We start from the raw sequence: 24763 nt of genomic DNA, 5'->3' as shown, positions 1-24763 counted from the left end.
GAATCACAGCTCTTCGATCGACACGTTGTGGTTGGTGTAGATGCAGATGTCGCCGGCGATCTTCAGCGCCTTCTCGACGATGGTGCGCGCGTCCAGGTCGGTGTTTTCGAGCAGGGCCATCGCGGCGGACTGCGCGAACGGGCCGCCGGAGCCGATCGCGATCAGGCCGTGTTCGGGTTCCACCACGTCGCCGTTGCCGGAGATCAGCAGCGAGGCCTCCTTGTCCGCCACGGCGAGCATCGCCTCGAGCCGGCCGAAGCGGCGGTCGGTGCGCCATTCCTTGGCCATTTCCACCGCGGCGCGAGTGAGGTTGCTGTTGTGCTTTTCAAGCTTCTGCTCGAACAGCTCGAACAGGGTGAACGCGTCGGCGGTGGCACCGGCGAAGCCGGCCACCACGTCGCCCGCCTTGCCCAGCCGGCGCACCTTGCGGGCGTTGCCCTTCATCACCGTGTTGCCCAGCGTGACCTGGCCGTCGCTGCCGATCACGACGCGGCCTTCGCGGCGCACGCAGACGATGGTGGTGGCGTGGAAGGATTCCATGGGAGCTCCGCAAGAAGATGTCTGAGCGGATGAGATGGGGTCGTGGGGGTATCGCTTCAATGTCGGGGGTAAACCCGGCCCCTTCCCTGCAGGCAGGGGAGGGAGTACAGCCGTCTATGGCTTGCGCTTCGCCCGCGGATGCGCGGCATCGTAGACCTTGGCCAGGTGCTGGAAATCCAGGTGGGTGTAGATCTGGGTGGTGGCGATGTCGGCGTGGCCGAGCAGTTCCTGCACGGCGCGCAGGTCGCCGGAGGATTCCAGCATGTGGCTGGCGAAGGTATGCCGCAACAGGTGCGGATGGATGTGTTTCGGAATGCCTTGCTGCAGCGCCAGCGTCTTCATGCGCAGTTGGATCGTGCGCGGATTGATCGGCGCACCGCCGCGGCCGCGGAAGATCGGACTGTCCGCCAGCGTGCCCTCCTCCGCGCCCAGCGCGCGCAGTGCGGCGATGGCATGGCGGCCGACTGGCACGATGCGGGTCTTGCTGCCCTTGCCGAGCACGCGCACTTCGCCCTCGTCGAGGTTGAGGTCGAGCCAGCGCAGGCCGCACAGTTCGGACAGGCGCAGGCCGCTGGAATAGAACAGCTCCAGCATCGCGCGGTCGCGTAGCGCCAGCTTGCCACCGCTGTCGGTCTCCACCAGCGCGGCGGCCTCGTCGACATCGAGCACCTGCGGCAGCTTGCGGCGTACCTTGGGGCCGCGCACGCCGAGCAGCGGATCACTGGTCAGCTGGCCTTCGCGATTGAGCTGGCGGAACAGGCTGCGGCAGGACGACAGCAGGCGTTGCAGGCTTTTCGGCGCCAGCCCATCCTTGCCGGTCTTGCCGCGATGCTCGCCGGCCACGAACGTGCGCATCCGGTTCGCGTCCAGCGCCTCGAACGAGGCCAGCTGCTGTTCCCGCATGAAGTGCAGCAGCTTGGCCAGGTCGCGGCGGTAGCCGGCGACCGTGTGCGGCGAGGCGTGCCGCTCGTCGGCGAGGCGGGCGAGCCATTGCTCGACCTGTTGTTCGGGCGTCATCGCCGGCTCAGGAAATATCCCGCGAGCGGGCCAGCGCGGCGGTGATGGTGGCGGCGATCATCTTCAGGAACAGCGTGCCCATGCCGGGCTGGAAGCGGTCTGGGTTGGTGCTGCCGATCGCCAGGATGCCGCAGTCGCCCAGCCGCATCAGCGCGACCGAGTGGATCTGCGCGGCGGCGTCGCCGAACAGGCGGGCGAGTTTCTCGGTGGACAGGCGGCCGGAGACCGGCTCGCCCTTGCGCAGGAATTCGGCGAACTCCGGCAACGCCTCGGCGCCACCGGGAATCTGCTGCAGCCAGTCCGCGCGCGGCAGCTGCGGCTCGTCGCCGAACAGCAGCAGGCGCACCTGCTCGGTGTGGAAATCCGCGCTGAGCTTGGCGATCACCGTGCGCGCGGTCACCTCCATCGTGTTCGCGCGCAGCAGTGCCACGGTGAGCCCGTGCACGCGTTCCATCAGCTTCTCGTTCTCGGCGGCGATCGCGATCAACTCGGCCAGCTGGCGTTCGAGCTCCGCGTTCTTGTCGCGCAGGCTCTGCAGCTGGTACACCGCCAGTGACGACACCGCGCCGCCCTGCTCGCGCGGCGGCATGGTCAGTCGGGCGGCCAGCTCGGGGTATTCGCTGAGGAATTCCGGGTGGCGCTTCAGGTAGGCGGCGACCACGCGGGCCTGGGTGGCGTCGTCGAGCAGGGTGGCGGTCATGCGTGAATGTCCTCGAACCGTTGCGGGGCGCGAAAGATGCGCGCCGTCCGGCTGGAGTGTGCGATGGACGCGGGCGCGCTTCAACCGCCGCGTCAGGCGCTGGTGGCCGGAACCGGCCATTCGCCCTCGAACGCGAACGCGGCCGGACCGGTCATCCACAGCGTGCGGCCGGGGCCGGCCCAGTCGATCCGCAACGTGCCGCCGGGCAGCTCGACGGCCACCGAATCGTCGACGTCGCCGCGCTGGTGCAGCACCGCCATCGCGGCGCAGGCACCGGTGCCGCAGGCCCGGGTCCAGCCGGCGCCGCGTTCGTGCACGCGCAGGCGCAGCTGGCCGCGATCGAGCCGCTGCACGAAGCCGGCGTTGGCGCCCTGCGCGAAGCGTGGGTGGTTCGTCAGCAGCGGGCCGAGCCGTTGCAACGCGGGGTCGGCCAGGTCGTCGACCGCCACCACCGCGTGCGGGTTGCCCATCGACACCGCGCCGATGTCCAGCCGTTCGTCGGCCACGACGATCGCGTAACGATCGGCCGCGACGTCGGCCGCGAACGGGATCCGCGCCGGTTCGAAGACTGGCTCGCCCATGTCCACGGTGACCTCATGTGCGTCGAGCAGGCGTACCGTCACCGGGCCGGACGGGCTCTCGATCATCACGCTGTCACCCAGCGCCAGCGCGCCGGCGCGGTGCAGCCACGCCGCCACGCAGCGCACGCCGTTGCCGCACTGGCCGGATGGCGAACCGTCGGCGTTCCAGATGCCGTAGTAGAACGCGCAGCCCGGGTTGCGCGCCGGCTCGATGCTGAGCAACTGGTCGAAGCCCACGCCGGTGTGGCGGTCGGCCAGCGCGCGGATCTGTGCCGCGTCCAATGGAAACGCGCGCTGCCGGCAATCCAGCACGACGAAGTCGTTGCCGATGCCGTGCATTTTCGAGAAGCGCAGCTGCATGGGCGGAATCAGTACTGGTCGGTAGGCGGGTTATCGACGCTGGCCGGCAGCGCGGGCGCGGCCGGTTTCGCGGTGGTCGATGTCGAGGCGGGATGGGTCGGCAGCACCAGCGGACCCTTGTTGCCGCAGCCGGCAAGCGTAGCGAGGGCGAGACAGAACGGCAGCAGCAAGAGGGATCGGCGCATGGTCGGAATTCCTGAAGACGGTCGCAGTATAGCGAGGCGCGGCGGATCGGCCGCGGCATCGCCGCTATGATGCGCGGATGAATCGCACGACGGGGCGATGAGGGAACGACGATGGACTGGAGCGCACTGCTGCGCATGCCGATGACCGTGCTGCTGGTACTGGCGGCGGTATTTGCTTTGATCACCCTGGTGCAGCTGGTGGCCTTGCGCCAGCGCCTGCACGACGGCCGCCGGTTCGCCGCCAGCGGGCGCGCGCTGCTGTGCCTGGCCTGCTTCGCGCTGACCCTGTTGCTGGCCGGCACCGGCTACGCGCTGCGTGGCTACCGGCTGCTTGGCGAGGAGGCGCCGGTGGTCGAGATCGACGCGCGCATCCTGTCGCCGCAGCGCTGGGCACTCACCCTCACCTGGCCCGACGGGCGCACGCGCCAGGTGCAGCTGGCCGGCGACGACTGGCGCATCGAGGCGATCGTGCTGAAGTGGAAGCTGCCTGTCCTGCTGGCCGGCGTGCCGCCGCTGTACCGGCTCGACCGCCTGTCCGGCCGCTACGACGATCCGGCACAGGAAGCCGAAGCGCCGCGCACGGTGATCGGCTTCGGCGAAGCCGGCGCGTTCGACCTGCTCAACTTGAAAAAACAATACCCGCGCTGGCTGCCGGAAATCGACACCGTCTACGGCAGCGGTGCGTTCCTGCCGCTGGTCGACCAGGGCCACTACAGCATCAGCCTGATGCGCACCGGCGCGCTGGTGGCGCGGCCGGACGAGGCGACCGAGCGGCGCATCGGGCAGCCGCTGGGTGGCTGAGCGCACTACGCCGCGCGGGCGCAGCCGCCGGGCCGGAGGATGCGCTCGCGCGGCGTCGCGGGCTGAAGCCGCCGCCGCAGTTCGGGCGCATCTGCAGACACGGGATTTTCCGGTAGCGGTGGGAGCAGCCGTGGCGGGCCGTCAGCCAAGCGCTTTCTCGTAGCGCCACGCGTCGGTGCCATCCTGGTAGTACTGCGCGTAGCGGCCGATGCGGCGGAAGCCGTGGCGTTCGTACAGGCTGATCGCGGCGGCGTTGTCTGTGCGCACTTCCAGCCGCAGCGCGTGACTGCCGCGGCGATGGGCGGCTGCGGCGGCCGCTTCCAGCAGGGCCGCGCCGACGCCCTGACCGCGGGCCTCGGGCTGGGTCGCCAGCGAGTACAGCCGTGCCGAGCCGCTGCCCTTGCGGAAGAACAGCACGGCGTTGCCGAGGAAGTGGCGGTGGTTGGCGCTGGCCACCAGCACCAGGGCCGAATCGCTGTCCAGGTGGCGGCGGTATTGCGCGCGGCTCAACCGGTCGCTGTTGAAGCTGCGCTGCTCCAGTGCGACCAGGTCGTCCAGGTCGGACGAAGCGGCGCGGCGCACGCGCAGCAGGCTGGCGTGAGCTGGCGGCAGGTCGGCGGATTCCGCCACGACGCGGCGGGCATGCTCGTATGACGGCAGGGGAAAGGTGGTCGGCACACGCAGACTTTAGCAGTCGACAGCGCGTGCGCGGGTGGTTTCCGCGTGTCGGTGCGCGCCGGGTCCGTTTATTCGCGCTTCAGCGCTTTCCCTTGTGCCACGCCGGCGCTGTGCCAAACTGCGCGTTTTGCACATCCTGCCGCGCCCCGCGCAGGGGCAACCCCGCCATCGCCGTATTGCCCGAGTGGTGCCATGACCCGTCTGGTCATCGTTGTCGAAAAAGCCTCCGACTGGAGTTCGTACTACCCGTCCGTCGACGTGATGAGCGCGATGGACTACCTGCGCAAACCGGTCGGCGGCGACGACGAACGCACCCACGTGATCAACCTGTGCCGCAGCTACAAGTACCTCGGGGCCGGCTACTACGTGTCGCTGCTGGCCGAGGCACGCGGGCACAAGGTGATGCCGTCGGTGCGCACGGTGAACGACCTGCGCCGGCGCTCGCTGTACGGCGTGGACATCGACGACCTCAACCAGAAGCTGACCCACTTCCTGCCGGCCGGCGGCCGCGACACTACCGACTTCGGCATTCTGGTCTACTTCGGCGAGACCGCCTATCCGGCGTTGCAGGATCTGGCGCGGCAGGTGTTCGAGACCTTTCCCTGCCCGCTGCTGCGGATCGAGTTCGAGCGCGAGCGCGTGTGGCAGGTCAGCTCGATCAAACCGGTCGGCCTGCACACGCTGGACGACGCGCAGGAGGACGCGTTCGCCGAGGAGCTCGACCGCTTCTCGCGCAAGCTGTGGCGCAAGCCGCGCGCGCGGCGCCAGTTCCGCTACGACGTGGCGATGCTGGTCGACCCGAAGGAACAGATGCCGCCGTCCAACAGGAAGGCGCTGAAATCCTTCGTCGCTGCCGGCAAGGAGCTCGGCATCGAGGTCGACCCGATCGGCAAGAACGACTACCAGCGCCTGGCCGAGTACGACGGCCTGTTCATCCGCGAGACCACCGCCTCGGACAATCACACCTACCGCTTCGCCCATCGCGCGGAGAAGGAAGGCATGGTGGTGATCGACGACCCCAGCTCGATCCTGCGCTGCACCAACAAGATCTACCTCAACGACCTTATGGTCTCGCGCAAGCTGGCGGTGCCGCGTACCGAGATCCTCTACCGCGACGACAGCAAGGGCATGAAGGAAGTCGTCGCCAAGCTCGGTTTCCCGCTGGTGCTGAAGATTCCGGACGGCTCGTTCTCGCGCGGCGTGGTCAAGGTGGAAGACGAAGAGGCACTGGCGCAGGCGGCCAGCGGCCTGTTCCAGCACAGCGCACTGCTGCTGGCGCAGGAATACGTCTATACCGAATTCGACTGGCGCATCGGCGTGCTCAACCGCGAGCCGCTGTACGCGTGCAAGTACTACATGTCGCGCGGCCACTGGCAGATCTACAACCACGGCGCCAAGGGCACCGCGAAATCCGGCGGCTTCGAGACCATCGCGGTGAAGGATGCGCCGGCCGAGGTGGTCAAGCTGGCGTTGAAGGCGACGCATCCGATCGGCGACGGCCTGTACGGGGTCGACCTGAAACGGGTCGGCAACAAGCCGGTGGTGATCGAGGTCAACGACAACCCGTCGATCGACGCCGGCGTCGAGGACGCCCACCTCGGCGACGAGTTGTACCTGCGCATCATGCAGGAGTTCCTGCGCCGGATGGAGCGCAAGCGGCAGGGCGGCACCGCCCACTGACTGGCGCCATCCCCTGCGCGTCAGGGGTTAATGCCAGGCCACGCCGCGAACCATGCGCCGGCGCGGCCGGCACAGCGCCAGCAACTGCCGCGGCAGCGAGGGTTCCAGCGCCAGCAGCACGATCAGCGGCGCACCGACCAGCCAGAACGCCGGCGTCCAGCCGAGCAGGTCGGTCTGCGCCGGCACCAGCGTGCTCAGCAGCAACGCGCCGCCGCCAAGCAACCACAATACGGCGGCGCCGAGCAGGCGTTGATGGTGGGGGGAAGACAAGGCGGGCGTGCGCATGGGCGGTCTCCTCGGGAAAGTGACCGCAGGTTGCCGTGCTCCCATCTCACCGATTGCGACGTCATGACGGCTTGTAGAATGAAGCCAGCCAACCATCAGGGAATCCCCATGCCAGCCGCCAAGTTCGCCGTGTTCGGCCACCCGATCAGCCACTCGCTGTCGCCGCAGATCCATCAGGCCTTCGCACGGCAGTTCGGCATCGAGCTGGAGTACCGCGCGATCGACGCGGCGCCGGCCGAGTTTGCCGCGGCCGTGCAGCGCTTCTTCGCCGCCGGTGGTCGTGGCGCGAATGTCACCTTGCCGCACAAGGCCGCCGCCTATGCGCTGGCCGTGCAGCGCAGCACGGCGGCCACCCGCGCCGGCAGCGCGAACGTGCTGACGCCGCTGGCCGACGGCCGGCTGGCCGCGCACAACACCGATGGCGACGGCCTGGTGCGCGACCTCACCGAGCGTCACGACGTGGACTTGCGCGGCCACACCGCCTTGCTGCTGGGCGCCGGCGGTGCCGCGCATGGCGTGGCCTGGAACCTGCTGGACGCCGGCGTGGAGACGCTGACCATCGTCAGCCGCACCGCCGAGACCGCCGATGCGCTGGCCGACGCGATCGGCGAACCGGCGCGCGCGCGCACCCGCTACTGGTCCGACCTGGCCGACATCGGCAGCTACGACATGATCATCAACGCCACCTCGGCCGGCGTGCTGGGCGCGTCGCTGCAGCTACCGCCCTCGCTGGTCGGCGCGCGCGCGCTGTGTTACGACCTTTCCTACGGCGGCGCCGCCAGCGGCTTCCTGAGCTGGGCGAAAACCGCGGGCGCGCGCTACGCGTTCGACGGCCTCGGCATGCTGGTGGAAACCGCTGCCGATGCATTCGAGCTGTGGCATGGCCAGCGGCCGGACACCGAGCCGGTGTACCAGCTGTTGCGCCGGCAGTCCGCTTGAACGCACTGGCTTGCCGCGTCGGCTGCGGTGCCTGCTGCATCGCGCCGTCGATCAGCTCGCCGATCCCCGGCATGCCCGATGGCAAGCCGGCCGGCGCCCGCTGCGTGCAGCTCACCGACGACAACCGTTGCGCGATCTTTGGCCGCCCCGAGCGTCCCGCCGTGTGCGCCAGCCTGCGCGCCGAGCCGGCGATGTGCGGCACGGACCGCACCCATGCGCTGGCCTGGCTGGCGCGGCTGGAAGCGGCCACGGCGACGCGTTGAAGCCGTGCCGCCACACGACTGAAACACCGCCTCGCTAACGTGGCGGAATCCGCCGGGAGTACGTCGATGACGGAGACTCCAGCGCGCGGCCATCGTTTGCGCAGCAGGTGTCATGCCCCGTTTCCTTTCCGCCGTATCGCATCGGTACGCGCTCGCCCTGCTCTGCTTGTCGTTGCTGGCCGCGGCCGGCGGCATTTTCTGGTACAGCCGGGCGATCGCGAACGCCGCGCCGAACGATGCCGCGACATCGTCCGCCGGATCGGCGGATGCGCCGGCCGATGATGCGCAAAGCGGCAGCGGCATCCTGCTCGGGCTGGCTCGCGATGCGATGCGTGACGGCCGCCTGCTGGCGCCGGCCGGCAGCAACGCGTTCGAGTTTTACTTGAGCGTGCTGCAACTGGAGCCGGGCAACAAGACTGCCAGCGAGGCTCTGCGCGAATCCTTCCCGCGCGCTGCGGACGAGATCGAGTACACCATCAACCGCCGGGAGCTGGAGGAGGCGCGACGCGAGATCGACCTGCTGCGCGAATTCGACCGCGACAACTTCACGCTGGCCTTGCTCGGCGGCAAGCTCTCCGCCGCGCGCAACATCGTGATGCGGCAGCACGAGGCCGAGGCCGAACGCATCCGCCAGGCGACAGCCGCGCGCGGGGCGGCGATGTGACTTCGCCTCAGGCGGACGCCAGGTACTCGTCTTTCAGGCGCACGTAGTGGTCGGCGGAGTAGTGCAGGTGCTCGATCTGGCGGTCGCTGAGCAGGCGCACGAACTTCGCCGGGTTGCCCAGCCACAGCTCGCGCTCGCCGACCACCTTGCCCGGCGGGATCAGCGCGCCGGCGCCGACGAAGCCGTACTTGTGCACCACCGCACCGTCCAGCACGCTGGCGTGCATGCCGATCAGGCAGTAGTCGCCGATCGTGCAGGCGTGCACCACGGCGGCGTGGCCGATGGTGACACCCTCGCCGATCAGGCACGGGAAGCCCGGACCGTACGGGCCGGCGTGGGCGACATGCACGATGCTGCCGTCCTGGATGCTGGTTCTCGCGCCGACGCGGATGTGGTTGACGTCGCCGCGCAGCACTGCGCCCGGCCAGATCGAGACGTCGTCGCCCAGCACCACGTCGCCGATCACGCTGGCGGCGGGGTCGACGTAGACGCGCTGGCCGAGGGTGGGCACGATGTCCTTGAAGCTGCGCAGGGGATTCATCCGGACATTCTAGCGGCGCGGCCGGGTCGTCACATCGTCATGCTTGATTTCGCCTGGCGCGGTCGCCACGCTGATGGCCTGAAAAGGAGCGTTCATGAGTCACGACAACCCGCTGCTGGCCGACGACACCCTGCCGGCGTTCTCGCAGATCCTTCCTGAGCACGTCACCCCGGCGATCGACGCGATCCTGGCCGACTACCGTGCCGGCATCGACGCATTGATCGCACCCGGCGCACCGCGCGACTTCGGCCACGTGATGCTGACCCAGGAGCGGCTGGAGCAGCGCCTGGCGCGGGCCTGGGCGCCGGTGTCGCACCTGCATTCGGTGGCCGACAGCGAGGCCTTGCGCGCGGTATACGGACCGGCCGAGGAGAAGCTTACCGAGCACGCGATCGAGCTGGGCCAGAACCGCGACCTGTACGCCGCGGTGCAGGCGCTGGCCGATGCGCCGGACTTTGCCACGCTGCCGCGCCCCGAGCGCGCGCTGGTCGAACATGCGCTGCGCGATTTCAAGTTGTCCGGCGTGGCGCTGGACGAGCCGGCGCGTTCGCGCTTCCGCGAGATCGGGGTGGAACTGTCGAAACTCTCCACCGAATTTTCCAATGCGGTGCTCGACGCCAGCGAAGCGTGGCACCAGCACATCACCGACGAACGCGATCTCGCCGGCCTCCCCGAATCCGGCCGCGCGGTGCTGCGCCAGTACGCCGAAGACCAGCAACTGGACGGCTATCTGGTCACCCTGAAGCAGCCCAGCGTGCAGGCGGTGCTGACCTATGCCGACAACCGTGGCCTGCGCGAGCGGGTGTACTGGGCGTACCAGACGCGTGCCTCCGACCAGGGCCCGAACGCGGGCAAGTTCGACAACAGTGCGCGCATCGAGCGGATCATGGCGCTGCGCCACGAGGCGGCGCAGTTGCTCGGCTTCGCCAATGCGGCGGAGGAATCGCTGGCGACCAAGATGGCCGCCTCGCCGACCGAGGTGATGGAATTCCTGCACGACCTGGCTGCACGCGCGAAGCCGGTGGCGCAGCGCGAACTGGCCGGGCTGCGCGAGTTTGCCAGCACCGAGCTGAAGCTGGACAACCTCGAGCCATGGGACGTCGGCTACGCCGCGGAGAAACTGCGCCAGCGCGAATACGCGCTGGACGAGGAACAGCTGAAACTGTATTTCCCGCTGCCGGCGGTGATCGACGGCTTGTTCGGCCTCACCACGCAGCTGTACGGCATCACCCTCGCCCCGCGCGACGGCGTCGACGTGTGGCATCCGCAGGTGCGCTACTACGACGTGCGCGACGCCGACGGCCGCGTGTTCGCCGGGGCCTACGTCGACCTGTACGCGCGCAACGGCAAGCGCGGTGGCGCGTGGATGGACGTCTGCCGCGCCCGCTTCGACGACGATGCGCAACGGCAGCTGCCGGTGGCCTTCCTCACCTGCAATTTCGCGCCGCCCACCGACGGCAAGCCGGCCCTGCTCACCCACGACGACGTGCTGACCCTGTTCCACGAGTTCGGCCACGGCCTGCACCACCTGCTCACCGAGATCGCGTTGCCCTCCATTGGCGGCATCGACGGCGTCGAGTGGGATGCGGTGGAACTGCCCAGCCAGTTCATGGAGAACTTCGGCTGGAACCGCGAGGCGCTGGACCTGTTCGCCCGGCATTGGCAGACCGGCGAGCGGCTGCCGGACGAGTTGTTCGAATGCATGCTGGCCGCGCGGCATTTCCACGCCGGCCTGTTCCTGGTGCGCCAACTGGAATTCGCGCTGTTCGATTTTCTGCTGCACCTGGAGTACGACCCGGCGCAAGGCGCCCGCCCGCTGGCGGTGCTGGAACAGGTGCGCAAGCAAGTGGCGGTCATGCATCCGCCGGCGTGGCAGCGCTTCCCGCACGGCTTCAGCCACATCTTCGCCGGTGGTTACGCGGCCGGTTACTACAGTTATCTGTGGGCCGAGCTGCTCAGCGCCGACGCGTTCGGTGAGTTCGAGGAGCATGGCGTGATCGATCGCGCCACCGGCGAACGCTTCCGTCGCGAGTTCCTCGCAGTCGGCGCCAGCCGCCCGGCGCTGGAAAGCTTTGTCGCCTTCCGCGGGCGCAAGCCGGAGCCGGAGGCGCTGCTGCGCAGCCACGGGCTGGCCTGATCGCGGCAGGTTGGGGTGGTGCCCGAGCCCGGGCACCACCAAACGCCAGGCGAAAAAAAGCCCGCCGAAGCGGGCTTTTCAGATTCGCTTAAATCCCGAAGGACTCAGGCAACCTGGACTTCCTCAGCCTGCAGGCCTTTCTGGCCCTTGGTGACGACGAACGTGACGCGCTGGCCTTCCTGCAGGGACTTGAAGCCCGTGCCCTGGATCGCGCGGAAATGCACGAACAGGTCGTCACCGCTTTCCGGGGTGATGAAGCCAAAACCTTTGGCGTCGTTGAACCACTTGACTGTACCGCTCTGACGATCCGACATGTAACATTACCTTTGAAGCATGGATGATTTGCGGCTCGGAGCGAAGTGCACTTGACCGCAATAGGGGCAAGAAAATCCGAGTTGCCTCGGACTCTTGCTTACCCAGCATACACCGGAATACCGGTTTTCGGTGATTTTTCCGTGCGAATTGCCTGAGGTGAGCCCGCCGACGGCCTCCAGACCTCTCGGGTTGTGCCACCCAGCCGCGCTGCAGCGCCATTCGACGGACCCTGGTGGTGGTTTCCAGGCCGCAAATTTTTATCCCCGGTCAGGACAGAAACGCGCCCGTCGGCCCGGTCCGGGCAACCCGTGACGGCGCTTCCCTTACAATGCCGCGATGAAAATAGCCTCGTGGAACGTCAATTCGCTGAAGGTGCGCCTGCCGCACCTGACCCAGTGGCTGGCCGACGCGCAGCCGGATGTGGTGGCGCTGCAGGAAACCAAGCTGGAAGACGCGAAATTCCCGGTCGACGAGCTCGCCGCGGCCGGCTATCGCGCGGTGTATTCGGGCCAGAAGACCTACAACGGCGTGGCGATCCTGGCCCGCGCCGACGTCCACGACGGTTTCGGCGACGTCGTCACCGACATCCCCGGCCTGGACGACCCGCAGCGGCGGATCCTCGCCGCCACCATCGGTCACCTGCGCGTGGTCGATCTGTACGTGGTCAACGGCAAGGCGGTCGGCGACGAGAAGTACGCCTACAAACTGGACTGGCTGGCCAGGGTGCGCGAATTCCTGGCGCGCGAGCAGGAACGCCACCCGAACCTGGTCGTGCTGGGCGACTTCAACATCTGTCCGGACGACCGCGACGTCTACGATCCGGTCGCCTGGGGTGAGGACATCCTGTGCTCGCCGCCGGAGCGAGCCGCGCTCAAGGCGATCACTGAGCTTGGCCTGCACGACAGCTTCCGGCTGTTCCAGCCGGAGGCCGGACACTACAGCTGGTGGGACTACCGGCAGGCCGCGTTCCGTCGCAACATGGGCCTGCGCATCGATCTGATCCTGATCGGCGAGGCATTGAAATCCGCCGCCACGGCGGCGGCGATCGACCGCGAACCGCGGCGCTGGGAGCGGCCCTCCGACCACACGCCGGTGACGCTGGAACTAGGTATCTGAATGACCGCAAAAACCGAATGGCCCAGCTCGCTGGACGACAACGAACTGGACGAGCTGGATCGCTACCTGCGTGCGCACACCGGCGAAGGCGACCTGCTGCTGGACGGCGTGCACGGTCTGCTCAGCGCGCTGGCGGTCGGCCCGCTGCTGGTGCTGCCGGACGAATGGCTGCCCGAAGTGCTGCACGAACCGTTCGCCGACGAGGACGAAGGCAACCGGGTGCTGGCACTGCTGGCCAAGCTCAACGACTCGATCGTCGCCGAACTCGAGGTCGACGCCTACGAGCCGATCCTCGGCGAAGTCGAGATGGAAGGCGGGCCGATGCTGTCCGCCGCCGGCTGGTGCGAAGGCTTCAGCCGCGGCATCGACCTGCGCGCCGGGCTGTGGGAAGGTCGCCTGGCCGAGGATCCGCAGCTGATGGAACTGCTCGGTCCGGTGATGGCCCTGGCGGTGGACGAAGGCATCCTCAGCGCCGACACCGAGTTCGAGAAGCTCAGCGACGACGAATACGACGAATGCCTGGCGCAGGTGCCGGCCGTGCTCGGCGCGGTGAACCAGTACTGGCAGGCCAAGCCCGCCACCGAAGCGGAAGTCGAGGCGATGGTGCGCCAGCAGCAGCCCACCGACGACGACGATGGCAATCCGCCGCGCCAGCGCAGCGGGCACTGGGTGCATTGAGGCCAAAGGTCAGCGTTGCGCCGTTGAAACAATCCGTTCCTGCCCAGATGCTTGGCTAGGCGGGCAAACAGGACCATCTTGGCTGCCAGTCACCTCTTATCTGGAGTACGCCATGAGCGATCGCCACATCACCCGCCGCATCCGCGGCATGGACACGTCCGACGGCGCCGGCGTGAAGCTGAAGCGCGTGATCGGCCAGCCCGGGCTGGACATGCTCGACCCGTTCCTGTTGCTGGACGAATTCCGCTCCGACAGCGCCGGTGACTACATCGCCGGTTTCCCGGAACATCCGCATCGCGGCTTCGAGACGGTCACCTACATGCTGGCCGGGCACATGCAGCATCAGGACAACCACGGCAACCGCGGCGATCTCACGCCCGGTAGCGTGCAGTGGATGACCGCCGGCCGCGGCATCCTGCATTCGGAAATGCCGCAGCAGGAAGACGGCCTGATGTGGGGCTTCCAGCTGTGGGTGAACCTGCCGGCGAAGGACAAGATGACCGCGCCGCGCTACCAGGACATCGGCCCCGAACGCATTCCGGTGGTGCACCCGGCCGACGGCGTCGAGGTGAAGGTGATCGCCGGTTCGCTGGCCGGTGCCACCGGCCCGGTCGAGGGCATCGTCACCGCGCCGGTGTACCTGGACATCGGCCTGCAGCCGGGCGCGCAGTTCACGCTGGACCTGCCCGCCGGGCATCACGGTTTCGCCTACGTGTTCGACGGCGAGGCGGCCCTGGTCGGCGGCGAGCAACTGCAGCGCAGCGAACTGGGCGTGCTGTCCGACGGCGAGCAACTGCAGCTGGCCGGTGGCGACAAGCCGGCGCGCCTGCTGGTGGTCGCCGGCAAGCCGCTGAACGAAACCGTGGCGCGCTACGGCCCGTTCGTGATGAACACGCCCGAACAGATCCACGAAGCCATCGCCGACTTCCGCGCCGGCAAGTTCTGAGCCCATCGTCCCGCCAGCGGGCTCCTACCGGGTGATGCGCAACGTGGCGGGGAGCCGGTGGATGGCGATTTCGCCGTTGTGCCAGGCCACCAATTTGCCGTTCAACCACGCCTTGCCGGTCGTCTTGCCCGCATACGGCCACGGCAACACCAGGCCGCCGGGCGGCATGGCGGCGTCGGCCGGCAGCGACAGCTCCAGCTGGCCGTCGCGTTCGCGGAGGCGGTAGCCGAGTTCGCCGTAGGGCGTGCGCAGGCGCGCGATGCCGATGCCCTCGCCTTTCAACCACGCCGACGGAATGCCTGCGGCCAGCACCAGCGCGTGGTCGCTGGCACGTTCCCAGGCGAACATGTCGTACAACGAGCGCAGGAAGTCCGAGGCGATCCACGCATGCGGCATGTCGCCCACGAAGCGTGGCTGGCGCGGCTCGCGGCCGACCACCTCGGCCCACTGGTTCCACGCCGCGGGGCGGCGATCGGCCATGAAGAAATCCAGTAACGACGGCACCCGCTCGCGCCAGCCCAGACGCACGAATGCGGCCACGTTGCGCCACTCGTACGGGGTGTAGTCGTCCCACGGCTTGTCGCCGTCGCGGCGCGCCGTGAAACCCTGCCAGTAGCGCTCGAACGTCTGCCGCAGCAAAGCCGGCGGCAGCCAGTCCTGCGCGCCGCCGGGCGACAGCGCGATGGTGGTCGAGGTGGCATCGAAGTCGCCCAGCTCGGCGGCACCGGGGAGATAGTCGATGTTGTGCGTGCGCATCGCGGCGAGGATCGACGCCTGCAGGTCGGCGCGGAACGCGTCGCGCGAGGCGGCCCAGCGCGCCGCGTCGTCGTGCTTGCCCAGCGCGTTGGCCAGCGCCACCGCATCGTCGTAGCCGCGCAGCGCCCAGAAATCGTCCCAGTACGAGTGCATCGGCTTGGCCGAGTAGCCTTCGTGGCTGATCGAGGCCGGCATCAGGCCGTACAGCGCCGTGCCGCGGTTCGCCGGTGTGCGTTCGCTGGCGCGCAGCCGGTCCATGTACGCCACCGTGCGTTCGACGTGCGGCCACAGCTTCAGCAAGCCGGCGCGATCGTGACCATAACGCCACCACTCGGCGATCGCGAACAGCAGCTCGCCGTGGCTGTCGTTCTCCGGCACCGGATCGGCGCCGCGCGCGTCGACGCAGCACGGTACCTTGCCGGTAGTGAACTGGTGCGGCGCGTACCACGACACGAACGCGCCGGCGACGTCGGCGTGGCCGCTGCGCAGCAGCGCCTCGCTCATCATCGCGCCGTCGCGGATCCACGTGCGTGCGTACGAACGGGTGCCCGGCTGCAGCGCCGGACCGTCGCGCGAGATCAGCATCTGCGCTTGCGCGCTGCGTGCGGTGTCGACCAGCGCCTGCTGTGCGGCGGGCAATTGCAGGTTTACCCGGTTGAGTTTTTCGCGCCATGCCGCGGCCACGTCGTTGCGTTGCTGCTGCAACCAGCTCGCGGCGGCGGCGGGCGGGGCGAACGTCTGCCCCTCAGCGGGCACCACCAGGCCTAGCGTGACGCTGGCGTGCGGCGGCAGGGTCAGCTGGTAGAGCAACGCGCCCTGCGCATGGCCGCTGTCGTCGTGCAGCGCGCGGACCTGTGGCCGTTCGCCGGCGGCCAGCCGCTGCGGCAGCGTGACGGCGCCATGGCGGCTGGCGACGAACGCGGTCGGTGGCCGCAGCGGCATGGCGCGCAAGTCGTGATTGACCTGCACCGCCTGGTCATCCCAGGCGAGATCGTGGATCGGGCTGATGCCGCCGGGCGTGTTGAGGAACTGGGTCGGTGGATTGACCTGGAACGGGCGCAGCAGCAGGGCCAGCGTGAGCGAACGCGGTTGCGCGCCGTCGTTGTGCAGGCGGTATTGCAGCAGCAAATTCGAGCGGTCCGGTGTACCGCTGGCGAACGCCGTGGTGTCCAGCTGCAGCGTGCCGGTCTGCCAATGCACGGTGGGGATCGGCAGATAGTCGTCCTGCAGACTCTGGGTGGTTTTCACCGTGGCCCAGTCGATCAGTTGGTCGCCGTCGAGCAGCATCGGCTCGATCGACCAGCCGCCCTTGCGCACTTCCACCGCGCCGTCTTCGGAGATCAGCGCCGACTGCCGCGCGCCGCCGTCCACGCCGACCAAGGTCCAGTAGCTCTGCTCGCCGGAGAAGCCGCGCGGATAGATGCCGCGCGGGGCGCGTTTCGCTTGTTGTTGCAGCAGCGCGTTGGGCGTGAGCTCGGCGGGCGCCGGTTCGCTCGCCGGCGCCGGCGGCAACGGGGTCAGTCGCAGGTTGCTGACGCACAGCTCGCCGCGACCGCCCTGTCCGGCGTAGACGGTGAACTCCAGCGTGCTGGTCTGTCGCAGCGTGCGGTCCTTCGCCGGGCCCCAGGCGGATTCGATCTCGCGCTTCGGCGCAGTGATCGTCTGCCAGTCGTCGCCGGGCTGGAAGTGCTCGCGCCGGTACCACCACACGTTGTCGCCGCTGGCGTCGATCAGCTTCAGCTGCAGGTTGTTCGGCGGCATCGCGCCACGCACGTCGAACGACAGCGCGTAGTTTTCGGGAAAGCTGATCGGCAGCGTGCGGCGCAGCGTGGCGCCGCCGGAGACGCCGTTGAAGTCGAAGTCGAGACAGATCGCCTTGCCGTGCATGCCGTTGGTCGGGCGCAGCGTGGCGCTGATGTCGTCGGTGCCCTCGGCTTGCCACGCGGCGGGACGGGTGAAGTCGTCGAGAGTGCGCGGCGCATCCGCGGCATGGGCCATCGAACCAAGCGCCAGCAGCAGCGGCAGCAGTACAGCCTGGCGCAGACGGCGATGCATCGGGTCAGCCCTTCACGCTGCCCAGCAGCAGCCCTTGCAGGTAATAGCGCTGCATCGCCAGGAACAGCAGCAGCACCGGCAGCACGGTGACCACCGAGCCAGCCATCATCAGTTCGCTGTCCTGCGAATGTTCGCGCGCCAGCGAGGCCAGCCCGATCGGCAGCGTGTAGTGTTCCTGCCCGGTCAGCACGATCAACGGCCACATGAAGTCGTTCCACGCGGCGAGGAAGGTGAAGATGGCCAGCGTCACCACAATGGGTTTGAGCAGCGGCAGCACGATCTGCGCGAAGATGCGCCACTCGCCGGCGCCATCGATGCGTGCGGCCTCCAGCAGTTCGTCGGGAATGCCGCGCGTGTACTGGCGCACCAGGAAGATGCCGAACACGGTGGCCATCGCCGGCACGACCACGCCGGCGTAGCTGTTGACCAGCCCGAGGTACTTCAGCAGCAGGAACAGCGGCAGCATCGCCACCTGGGCGGGAATCACCAGCGCCCCGAGCAGGGCCTGGAACAGGCGCTCGCGCCCGCCAAAGCGCAGCTTGGCGAAGGCGTAGCCGGCCATCAGGTTGAACGCCAGCGAAAGCGCGGTGATGGTTCCGGCGACCAGCAGGCTGTTGAGCAGGTAACGGCCCATGCCGGCGTGCACGAACAGCTCGCGGTAATTCGCCCAGCTGGGATGTTTCGGCAGCAAGGGCGGCGGCAGCGCGCTGGCCTCGCCCGGCGCCATGAACGACACCGACAGCATCCACAACAGCGGGAACAGCGCGACCGCCGCTGCGCCGATCAGCAGGCCGTTGATCAGCGCCTTCGTCAGTCGCGGGTTCATGTCTCGTCTCCACGCTGCGACAGCTTCACCATCAGCACGGTCACCGCGAACATGAGCAGGAACAGCAAGAACGCCACCGCCGAGGCGGAGCCGAGGTTCCACCACTTGAAGCCTTCGTCGTACATCAGGTACAGCACGCTCACCGTGCTCTGCAGCGGGCCGCCCTCGGTCATCACGTAGGGCTCGGCGAACAGCTGGAAATAGCCCGACACGGTGAGGATGCCGACCATCAGCATGGTGGGTTTCAGCATCGGCAAGGTGATATGGCGGAACTGCCGCCAGCTTGATGCGCCGTCGATGCGCGCGGCCTCGTACAGGTCCGGCGGGATCGCCTGCAGCCCGGCCAGGAAGATGATCATGTTGTAGCCGAAGTTCTTCCACACCGCGAACAGGATGATCGTCGGCATCGCCCAGTGCGGATCGCCCAGCCAGTCGATCGGGTGGATGCCGACCAAGTCCAGCACGTAGTTCGCCATGCCGTACTTGGTGTTGAACAGGTAGCGCCAGATCACCGCCACCGCCACCACCGTGGTCACCACCGGCGCGAACAGCGCCGTGCGGAACAGCGGCTTGCAGCGCGCCAGCGGCGAATTGAGCAACAGCGCCGCACCCAGCGAGGCACCCATCGACAGCGGCACGCCCACCGCCACGAAGTACGCCGTGTGGCCCAGCGCCGACCAGAACAGCGGCCGATGCAGCAGTTCCCAGTAATTGCCCAAACCGACGAAGCGCAAGTTGCGGATGTCGGCCAGCGCGTAGAGGTCGTAGTCGGTGAGGCTGAGCGCGAGTGCGGCCAGCACCGGCAGCAGGAAGAACACGCCCAGCACCAGCAGCGCGGGGGTGAGGAACAGCCAGGCGGTGCGTTGCGGATTCATGGCGTGATGGGTGCCTGCGCATGCTCGAGCACCCAGCGGCGCTTGGCCAGGATCGCGTCGGCACGCCGGTTGATCTCGGCGGCGGCCTGGTCGATCGTCAGCCGGCCGGCGATCGCCTCGGCGGCCACCAGCTGCATCTCGTTGGCGATGCGTTCCCACTCCGGCACCGGCGGGGTCGGCTTCACCTGTTCCAGCTGCTCGCGGAAGGCGCGCGCCTTCGGGTCGTCGCGCAGCGCGCCGCCCTCCCACGAACTGCGCCGCGGCGGCATGTCGCCGAGCAGGTCGTAGAACTGCTGCTGTACCGCCGGTTGCGAGAGATATTCGATCAGCTGCCAGGCGGCGTCCTTGTGCTTCGAGGCGCGGAAGATCACCAGGCTGGAACCGCCGGCCACGCCGATGCCGGCGCCATCCGGGCCGGGCAGCGGCGCGGTGGCCCAGTCATCCTGCTGCGTCGCGGGCAGGCGCGAGCGGAACTCGCCGATGTTCCACGGCCCGGACAGGTAGAACGCGTACACGCCGCGGCCGAATTCCGTCCACGGGTTGCCGGCCTCCACGTTGGTGATCGCCGGCGCCTGGCGCAGCCGGAACATGTCGACGTAGAACGCCAGCGCGCGCTTGAAGCCGGCGCTCTCGAAGTTGCCGTAGCGGCCGCCGTCGCGCAGCAGCGGCTCGGGCTGCTGCAACGCCAGCGACATCAGCTGCTCGTACTCGTTGGTCGGCAGCAGGATGCCGTAGCGATGCTGCGACGGCTCGCTCAGCGCCGCGAGCTGGCGGCGCCACTCGGCCCAGGTATGCGGCGGCGCGGCGAAGCCGGCTTTCTCAAGCAGATCCTTGCGGTAGAACAGCAGCCGCGTATCGACGTACCACGGCACGCCGTACAGGGTGCCGTCGATCACGTTGGTGGCCCAGATGCTGGCGAAGTAGTCGTGCGGTTGCACCACCGCCGAGCGGTCCACGCGCGCCTGCAGCGGCTCCAGCGCGTGCAGCGCCGCCAACTCGGGCAACCAGGTGTTGCCGAGCTGGCTGAGGTCCGGCGTGGAGTTGCCGGCGAACGCGGTGAGCAGTTTCTGGTGCGCCGCGGTCAGCGGCAACTGCTGCACCTTCACGTGGATGTCCGGGTGCGCGCGCTCGAACGTCGGCAGCAACTTCACGATCGCCTCGCCCTCACGGCCGATCGTCCAGAACGTGAGTTCGTGCCCCGCCGGTGCCGGTGCGCAGCTGCCCAGCAATACGCTGCACAGGGTGAGGCAAGCCAGCCACGGGCCGCGCCGCGATCGCTGCGGGCGCGCGCCGCGGGTCATTTTTCCGGTGTCCCCGCGCCCAACCAGCCGCCTTCGAAGCCGGCGCGCTGAAGTCCCTGGCGGATATAGGGATTCTTCTTCATCACGTTCCACACGAAGTCGCTGCGCCAGTTTTCGGTCATCAGCACGATCGGGCCCTGGTCGATGCCCAAGTACACATTATCGACCCAGCCCATCGGCCGCAGCTTGCCGGTACGCAGCGGGGTCTGCACGTGGAAGCTGGGATTGAACGCGTCGATGAAACCGTATTCGCCGTAGATGTCCTTGCCGTAGCGGCGTTTCATCTCTTCCAGCGCGGGGATCACCAGTTCCGGCGCGAACGCGATCGAGCCGCCCGCCGCGGTCGGCACGATGGTGCCGTCGTCGACCGCCCAACCGAGTCCCGCGCCGCGCGCCGTGTAGCCGTGGAACTCGCGCCGGCCCTGGCCCTCGACGACGATGCCGCCGGGACCGTTGCTGGCGCTCAGCCCCCACACGTTCTTGCCGTAGCCGGTCCAGCCGCCGGGATTGGTGATCGCGTAGTTGCGCTGGGCGATCACCGCGCGACGGCTGTTCTCGAAGTAGTCCAGGTCGTGCTTGCGGTTCCAGGCGTCGCGGATGCCGCGGAAGTCGATCCACACGTGGCTGTACTGGTGGCCGAACATCGGCCCGAAGTTCAGCAGCTGCACGCCGTGGAACTGACCCCAGTGGCGATCGTAGGTGCTCGTCCACGCGCTCCACGCGTCGGCGTCGACCGGGTGGGTGGGCGAGCCCAGCGCCAGCACGTACAACAGCATGGCCTCGTTGTAGCCCTCCCAGTCGTGCGGGATGAACTTGCCTTCCGGCGTCCAGCCCATGCTGACCAGCGGCGGGCGCGCCTGCGCCCAGGGCCAGTCGACGCGGCGGTAGATGCGGTCGGCCAGTGCGCGGATCTCGTGTTCGGCCGGCGTGTCGCGGTCGTAGTACGACTGCGCGAACAGCACGCCGCCGAGCAGCAAGGTGGTGTCCACGGTGGACAGTTCGGTCCAGCGCGCGAAGCGCTTGCCGCTGTCCATGTCGAGGAAGTGGTAGAAGAAACCGCGGTAGCCGCTGGCGTCGTCTTCACTGTCATTCTGCGGCGCGGTGTCGAAGAAGCGCAGCGTGGCCAGGGTGCGTTCGATCGCCTGTTCGCGCGTGATGTAGCCGCGCTCCACACCCACGCCGTAGGCGGTCAGGCCGAAGCCGACCGCGGCGATGCTGGAGAAGGAATCGCCGGGGTAATGGTCGGGAATCAGCCCGTTGGCGGGGTTCGCGCTGTCCCAGAAGAAGCGGAAGCTGCGCTGTTCGAGGTCGTTGACCAGCGCCGGGACTTCGACGGTACTGGTGGGTATCGCGGCGGGCCGGGCCTGCCAGGCGGGACTGGTCGGGGCTGCGACGACCAGGGCGAGGCCGAGCAGGAGCGAGAAAAGCCGCGCGGGCCGGTGGAAAAGCGTCATGGTTGGTCTGCCGTACTTTGCGTTTGCAGTCACGCGAACCCGTACCTTCGCACGGATTCGCGTGGCCATTCAGACGTCCGCCCGCGGTCTGCGGGCGGACGGGTGAAGCGGCGGTGCCAGCTGCCGCGGGTGGATCAGAACGTGTAGCGCGCGCCGACCTGGAAACGGCGGGTCTGGTTCGGGTCGGCACTGGTGGCGCGGCCGAAGTCGGGGTTCGGGTTCATCGAGCCCCAGTTGTACTGGTTGTTGATGTAACCGTTGTCGACGTCGCGGTTGAACACGTTCATCACGTCGAAGCGCAGCTCCAGCGCCTGGCTTTCGCCCCAGCGGAATTCCTTGGCGATTGACAGGTCGAGATTGAGGTACTTCTGCCCGTACTTGCCGTTATGCCGGAAGATGCAGTTGTAGTCGCAGTTCGGCACGTTGGCGAAGTAGTCGTACGGCAGGCCGGAGCCGTAGGTGAAGATGCCAGTCAGGCGGGTGTCCCACGGGCCGCGCACGATGCCGTTGAGCACCAGGTGCTGCTTCTCGCCCACGTGCCCGCCCGGGTAGCCGGCCGGATCGACGTAATCCAGCGAGTAGTTGTCGTTGCCCTGCTGGCGCGCGCGCTGGTAGGTGTAGGCCACGCCCACGCCCCAGCCGGAGGCTTCGGTATACGGCTTGTCCACGCTGATCAGCACGCTGCTGGACTGGGTTTTCTTGTCGGTGTTGTGCAACACCACGCCGTACGGGCTGCCGGGCATGATGTCGAGCGTGAAGCCCGGCAGCGGCAAGCGGTTCCACACCCAGGTGAATTGGTCATAGCCGAGCACGCGGGCCAGAGTCAGCGATGCGGTCCAGTCGCCCATCACCTGGCGCACGCCCAGGCTGAACTGGTCGGTGTGCGGCGGCTTCGTGTTGTTGTTGATCACGTCGATCTCGGAGCTGAAGCCGGGCGAGCCCGACGCCAGCAAACCATTGAGGCCGGCCGGCGTGAGGTAGCTCGGATCCCACGCGATGGTTCCCGGTGTGACGCCGCCCGGACTGAACAGGAACGTGTAGTTGGGCACCAGCGAATGCAGTTCTTCCTGGCTGACCCAGTCGAACGGCGTGCGGTCGTAGTAGCGGCCGGCGCCGCCGAAGACGGTGGTGCTCTGGTCGCCGCTCGGGCTGACGTCCAGCGAGAAGCCCAGCCGCGGCTGGATCGCGCCCTTGTAGCCGTCGCGGTTGTGGCCGGTGCTGATGTAATTCTGCAGGCCCAGGTATTCCAGGGTGGGGATCTGCGCGGCCGGCGTTACGTAATCCTTGTTCAGCGCGTTGGTCTCGTAGTCCCAGCGCAGGCCCAGGTTCAGCTGCAGGCGCTCGGTGACGTCCCAGTCGTCCTGCACGTACAGGCCGAGCTGGTTGGTGTGCAGGTTGGCGCTGGCGCCGGTGGGCGAATACACCGCCTTGTAGGGCGAATTGAAGCCACCCGGGTAGGCGGCGTCTTCGCTGAAGTAGTAGGTCGGCACCGTCGCGCTGTTCTGCTCCAGGGTGATGCCATAGGCGGCGTACTTGATGCCCGCCTTGATGGTGTGCTTGTCCAGGCCGAACCAGGTGAAGTCGTTGCGCAGGGTGCGCTGGTCCTGGCCCTTGTCCTGCAGGTCGCTGCCGCTGCCGATCACCGCGATGCCCGGGTCGTAGATGCTGCGCACCGAGCCGGATTCGGCCGAGGTCGGGTGCCACTTCGCGGTGCCGGCGTCGAGCAGCAGGTCGTTGGTCCAGCTGTCGCCGCGCGACTGCCATTTCACCAGCAGGTCGTCGACGTTGTTCTTGCGGTTGCTGCGCGCGCTGTAGGTGGTGTTGCCGCCGAAGCCGAGTTGTTCGCTGTCGCGCCGGGTGGTCAGGCTGAGGTCGACGTTGTTGTCATGGTTCGGCTGCCAGCTCAACTTGCCGAAGAAGGTCTTCTCGTTGAACGGCGCCGAGAAGGTGCCGTTGTACTGGGCGAAGCGCGGGTCGTTGATCTGCACCGTGGTGTTCGCGGTGTCCTTGCGTTCCTCGTAGTTGATGAAGAACTGCGCCACGTCCTGGATGATCGGGCCGCCCAGGGTGAAGCCGCGCTGTTCGCGCTTGTACTCGGGCTTCTTGACGTGGTTTTTCTTGTCGAACGAGTTCTGCGCGATCATCCCCTGGTTCTGGTAGTAGTCGTACAACGAGCCGTGGAATTCATTCGTGCCCGACTTGGTGACCGCGGTGATGATCGCGGTGCCGGCCTGTTCGTACTCGGCCTTGTAGTTGTTGGTCAGCACGCGGAATTCCTGCACCGCCTCCTGCGAGAACGGGTTGCCGCGGGTCGAGTCCTGGCCGGCGATACCGCCCTTGAGCACGTTGTTCTTCAGGCTGGCGCCGTCGATGAAAACGTTTACATTCTCGGCCGATTGACCGCCTGCCGAGAAGGTTTTCGTGTTGGGGTCGCGCGAGGTGATCACGCCCGGCACCAGTTTGGCGAAGTCGAGGAAGTTGCGCTCGTTCTGCGGCAGCGTCTGGATCTGCTTCTGGGTGACGTTGGTGGCCACTTCCGAGGTGCGCGTCTCGACCAGTGTGGCTGCGGTCACCGTGACGCCCTGCAGGTTGGTAGCGTTGACGCTGCCGGATGCGACGGCGTCGAGGTTCAGGTTCAGCGACTGGCCGACCTGCACGGTGACGGTCTGGCTGGCGTTGCTGCCATTGCCGCTGGCCACGATGGTGTAGCTGCCGGGGCTCAGTCCGGCCAGGGTGTAATTGCCGTCGGTGTTGACCTTGGCCTTGTTGACGAAGCCGGTGGCGGTATTGGTGGCGATGACCTCGGTGGGTACCTGCCCCTGCGGTGCGTTGACGTGTCCGCGCAGGATCGCCGTGCTGGTCTGGGCACCGGCGACTCCCGGCAGCAACAGCGTGGTGACGAGCAGGCCGGCGAAGGCCAGCGAGATCTGCCTGGGTAACGTGCGTTGATTGACCATGATCTGACCCTCTCCCGTAATTGTTGCAAGTAGTTCGGACTTTTCTGCTGTCACGTTGCTGTGTAGCCCGCGCGCGGAACGCCCTTGATCCGCTCGCACCGAACCGCCTCGCA

Annotated in this window: 24 protein-coding genes; 9 read left to right on the top strand and 15 right to left on the bottom strand. The window is 67.8% G+C overall.

The window, feature by feature from the left end:
- Window positions 1–3 precede the first annotated feature (3 nt).
- The 5 genes from hslV to lptM all read right to left on the bottom strand — a co-directional run bounded on the left by hslV (window position 4) and on the right by lptM (window position 3383).
- Entirely contained in the window at window positions 4–540 is a 537-nt protein-coding gene (gene hslV, locus ABD024_RS00505; protein WP_343848598.1) for an ATP-dependent protease subunit HslV, read from the bottom strand.
- A 114-nt stretch (window positions 541–654) separates the two neighbouring features.
- Window positions 655–1557 (bottom strand): tyrosine recombinase XerC, encoded by a 903-nt coding sequence (locus tag ABD024_RS00500; protein ID WP_343848596.1) that lies wholly within the window; start codon window positions 1555–1557, stop codon window positions 655–657.
- Window positions 1558–1564: 7 nt separating this feature from the next.
- Window positions 1565–2257: a DUF484 family protein gene (locus ABD024_RS00495; protein WP_343848594.1), complete on the bottom strand. Its 693-nt coding sequence runs from the start codon at window positions 2255–2257 to the stop codon at window positions 1565–1567.
- 92 nt (window positions 2258–2349) lie between these two features.
- Window positions 2350–3198: a diaminopimelate epimerase gene (dapF, locus tag ABD024_RS00490; RefSeq protein ID WP_343848592.1), complete on the bottom strand. Its 849-nt coding sequence runs from the start codon at window positions 3196–3198 to the stop codon at window positions 2350–2352.
- An 8-nt stretch (window positions 3199–3206) separates the two neighbouring features.
- On the bottom strand, window positions 3207–3383 hold the full coding sequence (lptM, locus tag ABD024_RS00485) for an LPS translocon maturation chaperone LptM (RefSeq protein ID WP_343848590.1): 177 nt from the start codon (window positions 3381–3383) through the stop codon (window positions 3207–3209).
- 111 nt (window positions 3384–3494) lie between these two features.
- Between lptM and ABD024_RS00480 the strand changes: the two genes are divergently transcribed.
- Window positions 3495–4184, top strand: a complete 690-nt coding sequence (locus ABD024_RS00480; RefSeq protein WP_343848588.1) for a hypothetical protein — start codon at window positions 3495–3497, stop codon at window positions 4182–4184.
- A 141-nt stretch (window positions 4185–4325) separates the two neighbouring features.
- On the opposite strand, the gene ABD024_RS00475 is transcribed toward ABD024_RS00480, so the two are convergent.
- Window positions 4326–4814, bottom strand: coding sequence for a GNAT family N-acetyltransferase (locus tag ABD024_RS00475; protein ID WP_343848586.1), 489 nt, complete (start codon window positions 4812–4814; stop codon window positions 4326–4328).
- Between the two features lie 240 nt (window positions 4815–5054).
- On the opposite strand from ABD024_RS00475, the gene ABD024_RS00470 reads away from it, so the two are divergent.
- On the top strand, window positions 5055–6542 hold the full coding sequence (locus ABD024_RS00470; RefSeq protein WP_343848584.1) for a RimK family protein: 1488 nt from the start codon (window positions 5055–5057) through the stop codon (window positions 6540–6542).
- 27 nt (window positions 6543–6569) lie between these two features.
- On the opposite strand, the gene ABD024_RS00465 is transcribed toward ABD024_RS00470, so the two are convergent.
- Window positions 6570–6827: a hypothetical protein gene (locus ABD024_RS00465; RefSeq protein ID WP_343848582.1), complete on the bottom strand. Its 258-nt coding sequence runs from the start codon at window positions 6825–6827 to the stop codon at window positions 6570–6572.
- Between the two features lie 108 nt (window positions 6828–6935).
- On the opposite strand from ABD024_RS00465, the gene aroE reads away from it, so the two are divergent.
- From aroE to ABD024_RS00450, 3 genes are all read left to right on the top strand, one after another.
- On the top strand, window positions 6936–7766 hold the full coding sequence (aroE, locus tag ABD024_RS00460; protein WP_343848580.1) for a shikimate dehydrogenase: 831 nt from the start codon (window positions 6936–6938) through the stop codon (window positions 7764–7766).
- Entirely contained in the window at window positions 7763–8029 is a 267-nt protein-coding gene (locus tag ABD024_RS00455) for a YkgJ family cysteine cluster protein (RefSeq protein WP_343848578.1), read from the top strand. Before aroE ends, ABD024_RS00455 begins: the two co-directional genes overlap by 4 nt.
- 112 nt (window positions 8030–8141) lie before the next feature.
- Window positions 8142–8693 (top strand): energy transducer TonB, encoded by a 552-nt coding sequence (locus tag ABD024_RS00450; RefSeq protein WP_343848576.1) that lies wholly within the window; start codon window positions 8142–8144, stop codon window positions 8691–8693.
- Between the two features lie 7 nt (window positions 8694–8700).
- Here ABD024_RS00450 and ABD024_RS00445 read toward each other — a convergent pair whose 3' ends face one another.
- A complete protein-coding gene (locus tag ABD024_RS00445) occupies window positions 8701–9234 on the bottom strand; it encodes a gamma carbonic anhydrase family protein (protein ID WP_343848574.1) in 534 nt (177 codons plus the stop codon).
- 94 nt (window positions 9235–9328) lie between these two features.
- On the opposite strand from ABD024_RS00445, the gene ABD024_RS00440 reads away from it, so the two are divergent.
- A complete protein-coding gene (locus tag ABD024_RS00440; protein WP_343848572.1) occupies window positions 9329–11371 on the top strand; it encodes a M3 family metallopeptidase in 2043 nt (680 codons plus the stop codon).
- 104 nt (window positions 11372–11475) lie between these two features.
- Here ABD024_RS00440 and ABD024_RS00435 read toward each other — a convergent pair whose 3' ends face one another.
- Window positions 11476–11685, bottom strand: a complete 210-nt coding sequence (locus tag ABD024_RS00435) for a cold-shock protein (protein ID WP_007809889.1) — start codon at window positions 11683–11685, stop codon at window positions 11476–11478.
- Window positions 11686–12022: 337 nt separating this feature from the next.
- Here ABD024_RS00435 and xth point away from each other — a divergent pair, with 337 nt between their 5' ends.
- The 3 genes from xth to ABD024_RS00420 all read left to right on the top strand — a co-directional run bounded on the left by xth (window position 12023) and on the right by ABD024_RS00420 (window position 14426).
- The gene (gene xth, locus ABD024_RS00430) at window positions 12023–12802 is read left to right on the top strand and encodes an exodeoxyribonuclease III (RefSeq protein ID WP_343848570.1); all 780 of its coding nucleotides are present in this window, start codon (window positions 12023–12025) and stop codon (window positions 12800–12802) included.
- Complete coding sequence (locus tag ABD024_RS00425; RefSeq protein WP_343848568.1) at window positions 12803–13480, top strand: YecA/YgfB family protein; 678 nt, start codon at window positions 12803–12805, stop codon at window positions 13478–13480.
- A 112-nt stretch (window positions 13481–13592) separates the two neighbouring features.
- Window positions 13593–14426, top strand: coding sequence for a pirin family protein (locus tag ABD024_RS00420; protein ID WP_343848566.1), 834 nt, complete (start codon window positions 13593–13595; stop codon window positions 14424–14426).
- A 24-nt stretch (window positions 14427–14450) separates the two neighbouring features.
- Here ABD024_RS00420 and ABD024_RS00415 read toward each other — a convergent pair whose 3' ends face one another.
- The 6 genes from ABD024_RS00415 to ABD024_RS00390 all read right to left on the bottom strand — a co-directional run bounded on the left by ABD024_RS00415 (window position 14451) and on the right by ABD024_RS00390 (window position 24650).
- Entirely contained in the window at window positions 14451–17237 is a 2787-nt protein-coding gene (locus tag ABD024_RS00415) for a discoidin domain-containing protein (protein WP_425543099.1), read from the bottom strand.
- Between the two features lie 4 nt (window positions 17238–17241).
- Window positions 17242–18063 (bottom strand): carbohydrate ABC transporter permease, encoded by an 822-nt coding sequence (locus ABD024_RS00410; protein WP_343848564.1) that lies wholly within the window; start codon window positions 18061–18063, stop codon window positions 17242–17244.
- Window positions 18060–18938 (bottom strand): carbohydrate ABC transporter permease, encoded by an 879-nt coding sequence (locus ABD024_RS00405; protein ID WP_343848562.1) that lies wholly within the window; start codon window positions 18936–18938, stop codon window positions 18060–18062. The genes ABD024_RS00410 and ABD024_RS00405 overlap by 4 nt, the downstream gene beginning before the upstream one ends.
- On the bottom strand, window positions 18935–20239 hold the full coding sequence (locus ABD024_RS00400) for a sugar ABC transporter substrate-binding protein (protein ID WP_343848559.1): 1305 nt from the start codon (window positions 20237–20239) through the stop codon (window positions 18935–18937). Before ABD024_RS00400 ends, ABD024_RS00405 begins: the two co-directional genes overlap by 4 nt.
- Window positions 20236–21693 (bottom strand): glucoamylase family protein, encoded by a 1458-nt coding sequence (locus tag ABD024_RS00395; protein WP_343848557.1) that lies wholly within the window; start codon window positions 21691–21693, stop codon window positions 20236–20238. The genes ABD024_RS00400 and ABD024_RS00395 overlap by 4 nt, the downstream gene beginning before the upstream one ends.
- Window positions 21694–21827: 134 nt before the next feature.
- Complete coding sequence (locus ABD024_RS00390) at window positions 21828–24650, bottom strand: TonB-dependent receptor (protein WP_343848555.1); 2823 nt, start codon at window positions 24648–24650, stop codon at window positions 21828–21830.
- Window positions 24651–24763: the final 113 nt, after the last annotated feature.

Origin of the sequence: Rhodanobacter soli, assembly GCF_039523495.1 — a bacterium.
Lineage (GTDB): Bacteria > Pseudomonadota > Gammaproteobacteria > Xanthomonadales > Rhodanobacteraceae > Rhodanobacter > Rhodanobacter soli.
The sequence above is the reverse complement of the archived record's forward strand: the minus strand, read 5'-3'. Positions and strand labels throughout refer to the sequence as shown.

Excerpts from the sequence above, each read along its gene's own strand:
- hslV (WP_343848598.1), bottom strand. The coding sequence starts at position 540 with ATGGAATCCTTCCACGCCACCACCATCGTCTGCGTGCGCCGCGAAGGC.
- ABD024_RS00500 (WP_343848596.1), bottom strand. The coding sequence starts at position 1,557 with ATGACGCCCGAACAACAGGTCGAGCAATGGCTCGCCCGCCTCGCCGAC.
- ABD024_RS00495 (WP_343848594.1), bottom strand. The coding sequence starts at position 2,257 with ATGACCGCCACCCTGCTCGACGACGCCACCCAGGCCCGCGTGGTCGCC.
- dapF (WP_343848592.1), bottom strand. The coding sequence starts at position 3,198 with ATGCAGCTGCGCTTCTCGAAAATGCACGGCATCGGCAACGACTTCGTC.
- lptM (WP_343848590.1), bottom strand. The coding sequence starts at position 3,383 with ATGCGCCGATCCCTCTTGCTGCTGCCGTTCTGTCTCGCCCTCGCTACG.
- ABD024_RS00480 (WP_343848588.1), top strand. The coding sequence starts at position 3,495 with ATGGACTGGAGCGCACTGCTGCGCATGCCGATGACCGTGCTGCTGGTA.
- ABD024_RS00470 (WP_343848584.1), top strand. The coding sequence starts at position 5,055 with ATGACCCGTCTGGTCATCGTTGTCGAAAAAGCCTCCGACTGGAGTTCG.
- ABD024_RS00465 (WP_343848582.1), bottom strand. The coding sequence starts at position 6,827 with ATGCGCACGCCCGCCTTGTCTTCCCCCCACCATCAACGCCTGCTCGGC.
- aroE (WP_343848580.1), top strand. The coding sequence starts at position 6,936 with ATGCCAGCCGCCAAGTTCGCCGTGTTCGGCCACCCGATCAGCCACTCG.
- ABD024_RS00450 (WP_343848576.1), top strand. The coding sequence starts at position 8,142 with ATGCCCCGTTTCCTTTCCGCCGTATCGCATCGGTACGCGCTCGCCCTG.
- ABD024_RS00445 (WP_343848574.1), bottom strand. The coding sequence starts at position 9,234 with ATGAATCCCCTGCGCAGCTTCAAGGACATCGTGCCCACCCTCGGCCAG.
- ABD024_RS00440 (WP_343848572.1), top strand. The coding sequence starts at position 9,329 with ATGAGTCACGACAACCCGCTGCTGGCCGACGACACCCTGCCGGCGTTC.
- ABD024_RS00435 (WP_007809889.1), bottom strand. The coding sequence starts at position 11,685 with ATGTCGGATCGTCAGAGCGGTACAGTCAAGTGGTTCAACGACGCCAAA.
- xth (WP_343848570.1), top strand. The coding sequence starts at position 12,023 with ATGAAAATAGCCTCGTGGAACGTCAATTCGCTGAAGGTGCGCCTGCCG.
- ABD024_RS00425 (WP_343848568.1), top strand. The coding sequence starts at position 12,803 with ATGACCGCAAAAACCGAATGGCCCAGCTCGCTGGACGACAACGAACTG.
- ABD024_RS00420 (WP_343848566.1), top strand. The coding sequence starts at position 13,593 with ATGAGCGATCGCCACATCACCCGCCGCATCCGCGGCATGGACACGTCC.
- ABD024_RS00415 (WP_425543099.1), bottom strand. The coding sequence starts at position 17,237 with ATGCATCGCCGTCTGCGCCAGGCTGTACTGCTGCCGCTGCTGCTGGCG.
- ABD024_RS00410 (WP_343848564.1), bottom strand. The coding sequence starts at position 18,063 with ATGAACCCGCGACTGACGAAGGCGCTGATCAACGGCCTGCTGATCGGC.
- ABD024_RS00405 (WP_343848562.1), bottom strand. The coding sequence starts at position 18,938 with ATGAATCCGCAACGCACCGCCTGGCTGTTCCTCACCCCCGCGCTGCTG.
- ABD024_RS00400 (WP_343848559.1), bottom strand. The coding sequence starts at position 20,239 with ATGACCCGCGGCGCGCGCCCGCAGCGATCGCGGCGCGGCCCGTGGCTG.
- ABD024_RS00395 (WP_343848557.1), bottom strand. The coding sequence starts at position 21,693 with ATGACGCTTTTCCACCGGCCCGCGCGGCTTTTCTCGCTCCTGCTCGGC.
- ABD024_RS00390 (WP_343848555.1), bottom strand. The coding sequence starts at position 24,650 with ATGGTCAATCAACGCACGTTACCCAGGCAGATCTCGCTGGCCTTCGCC.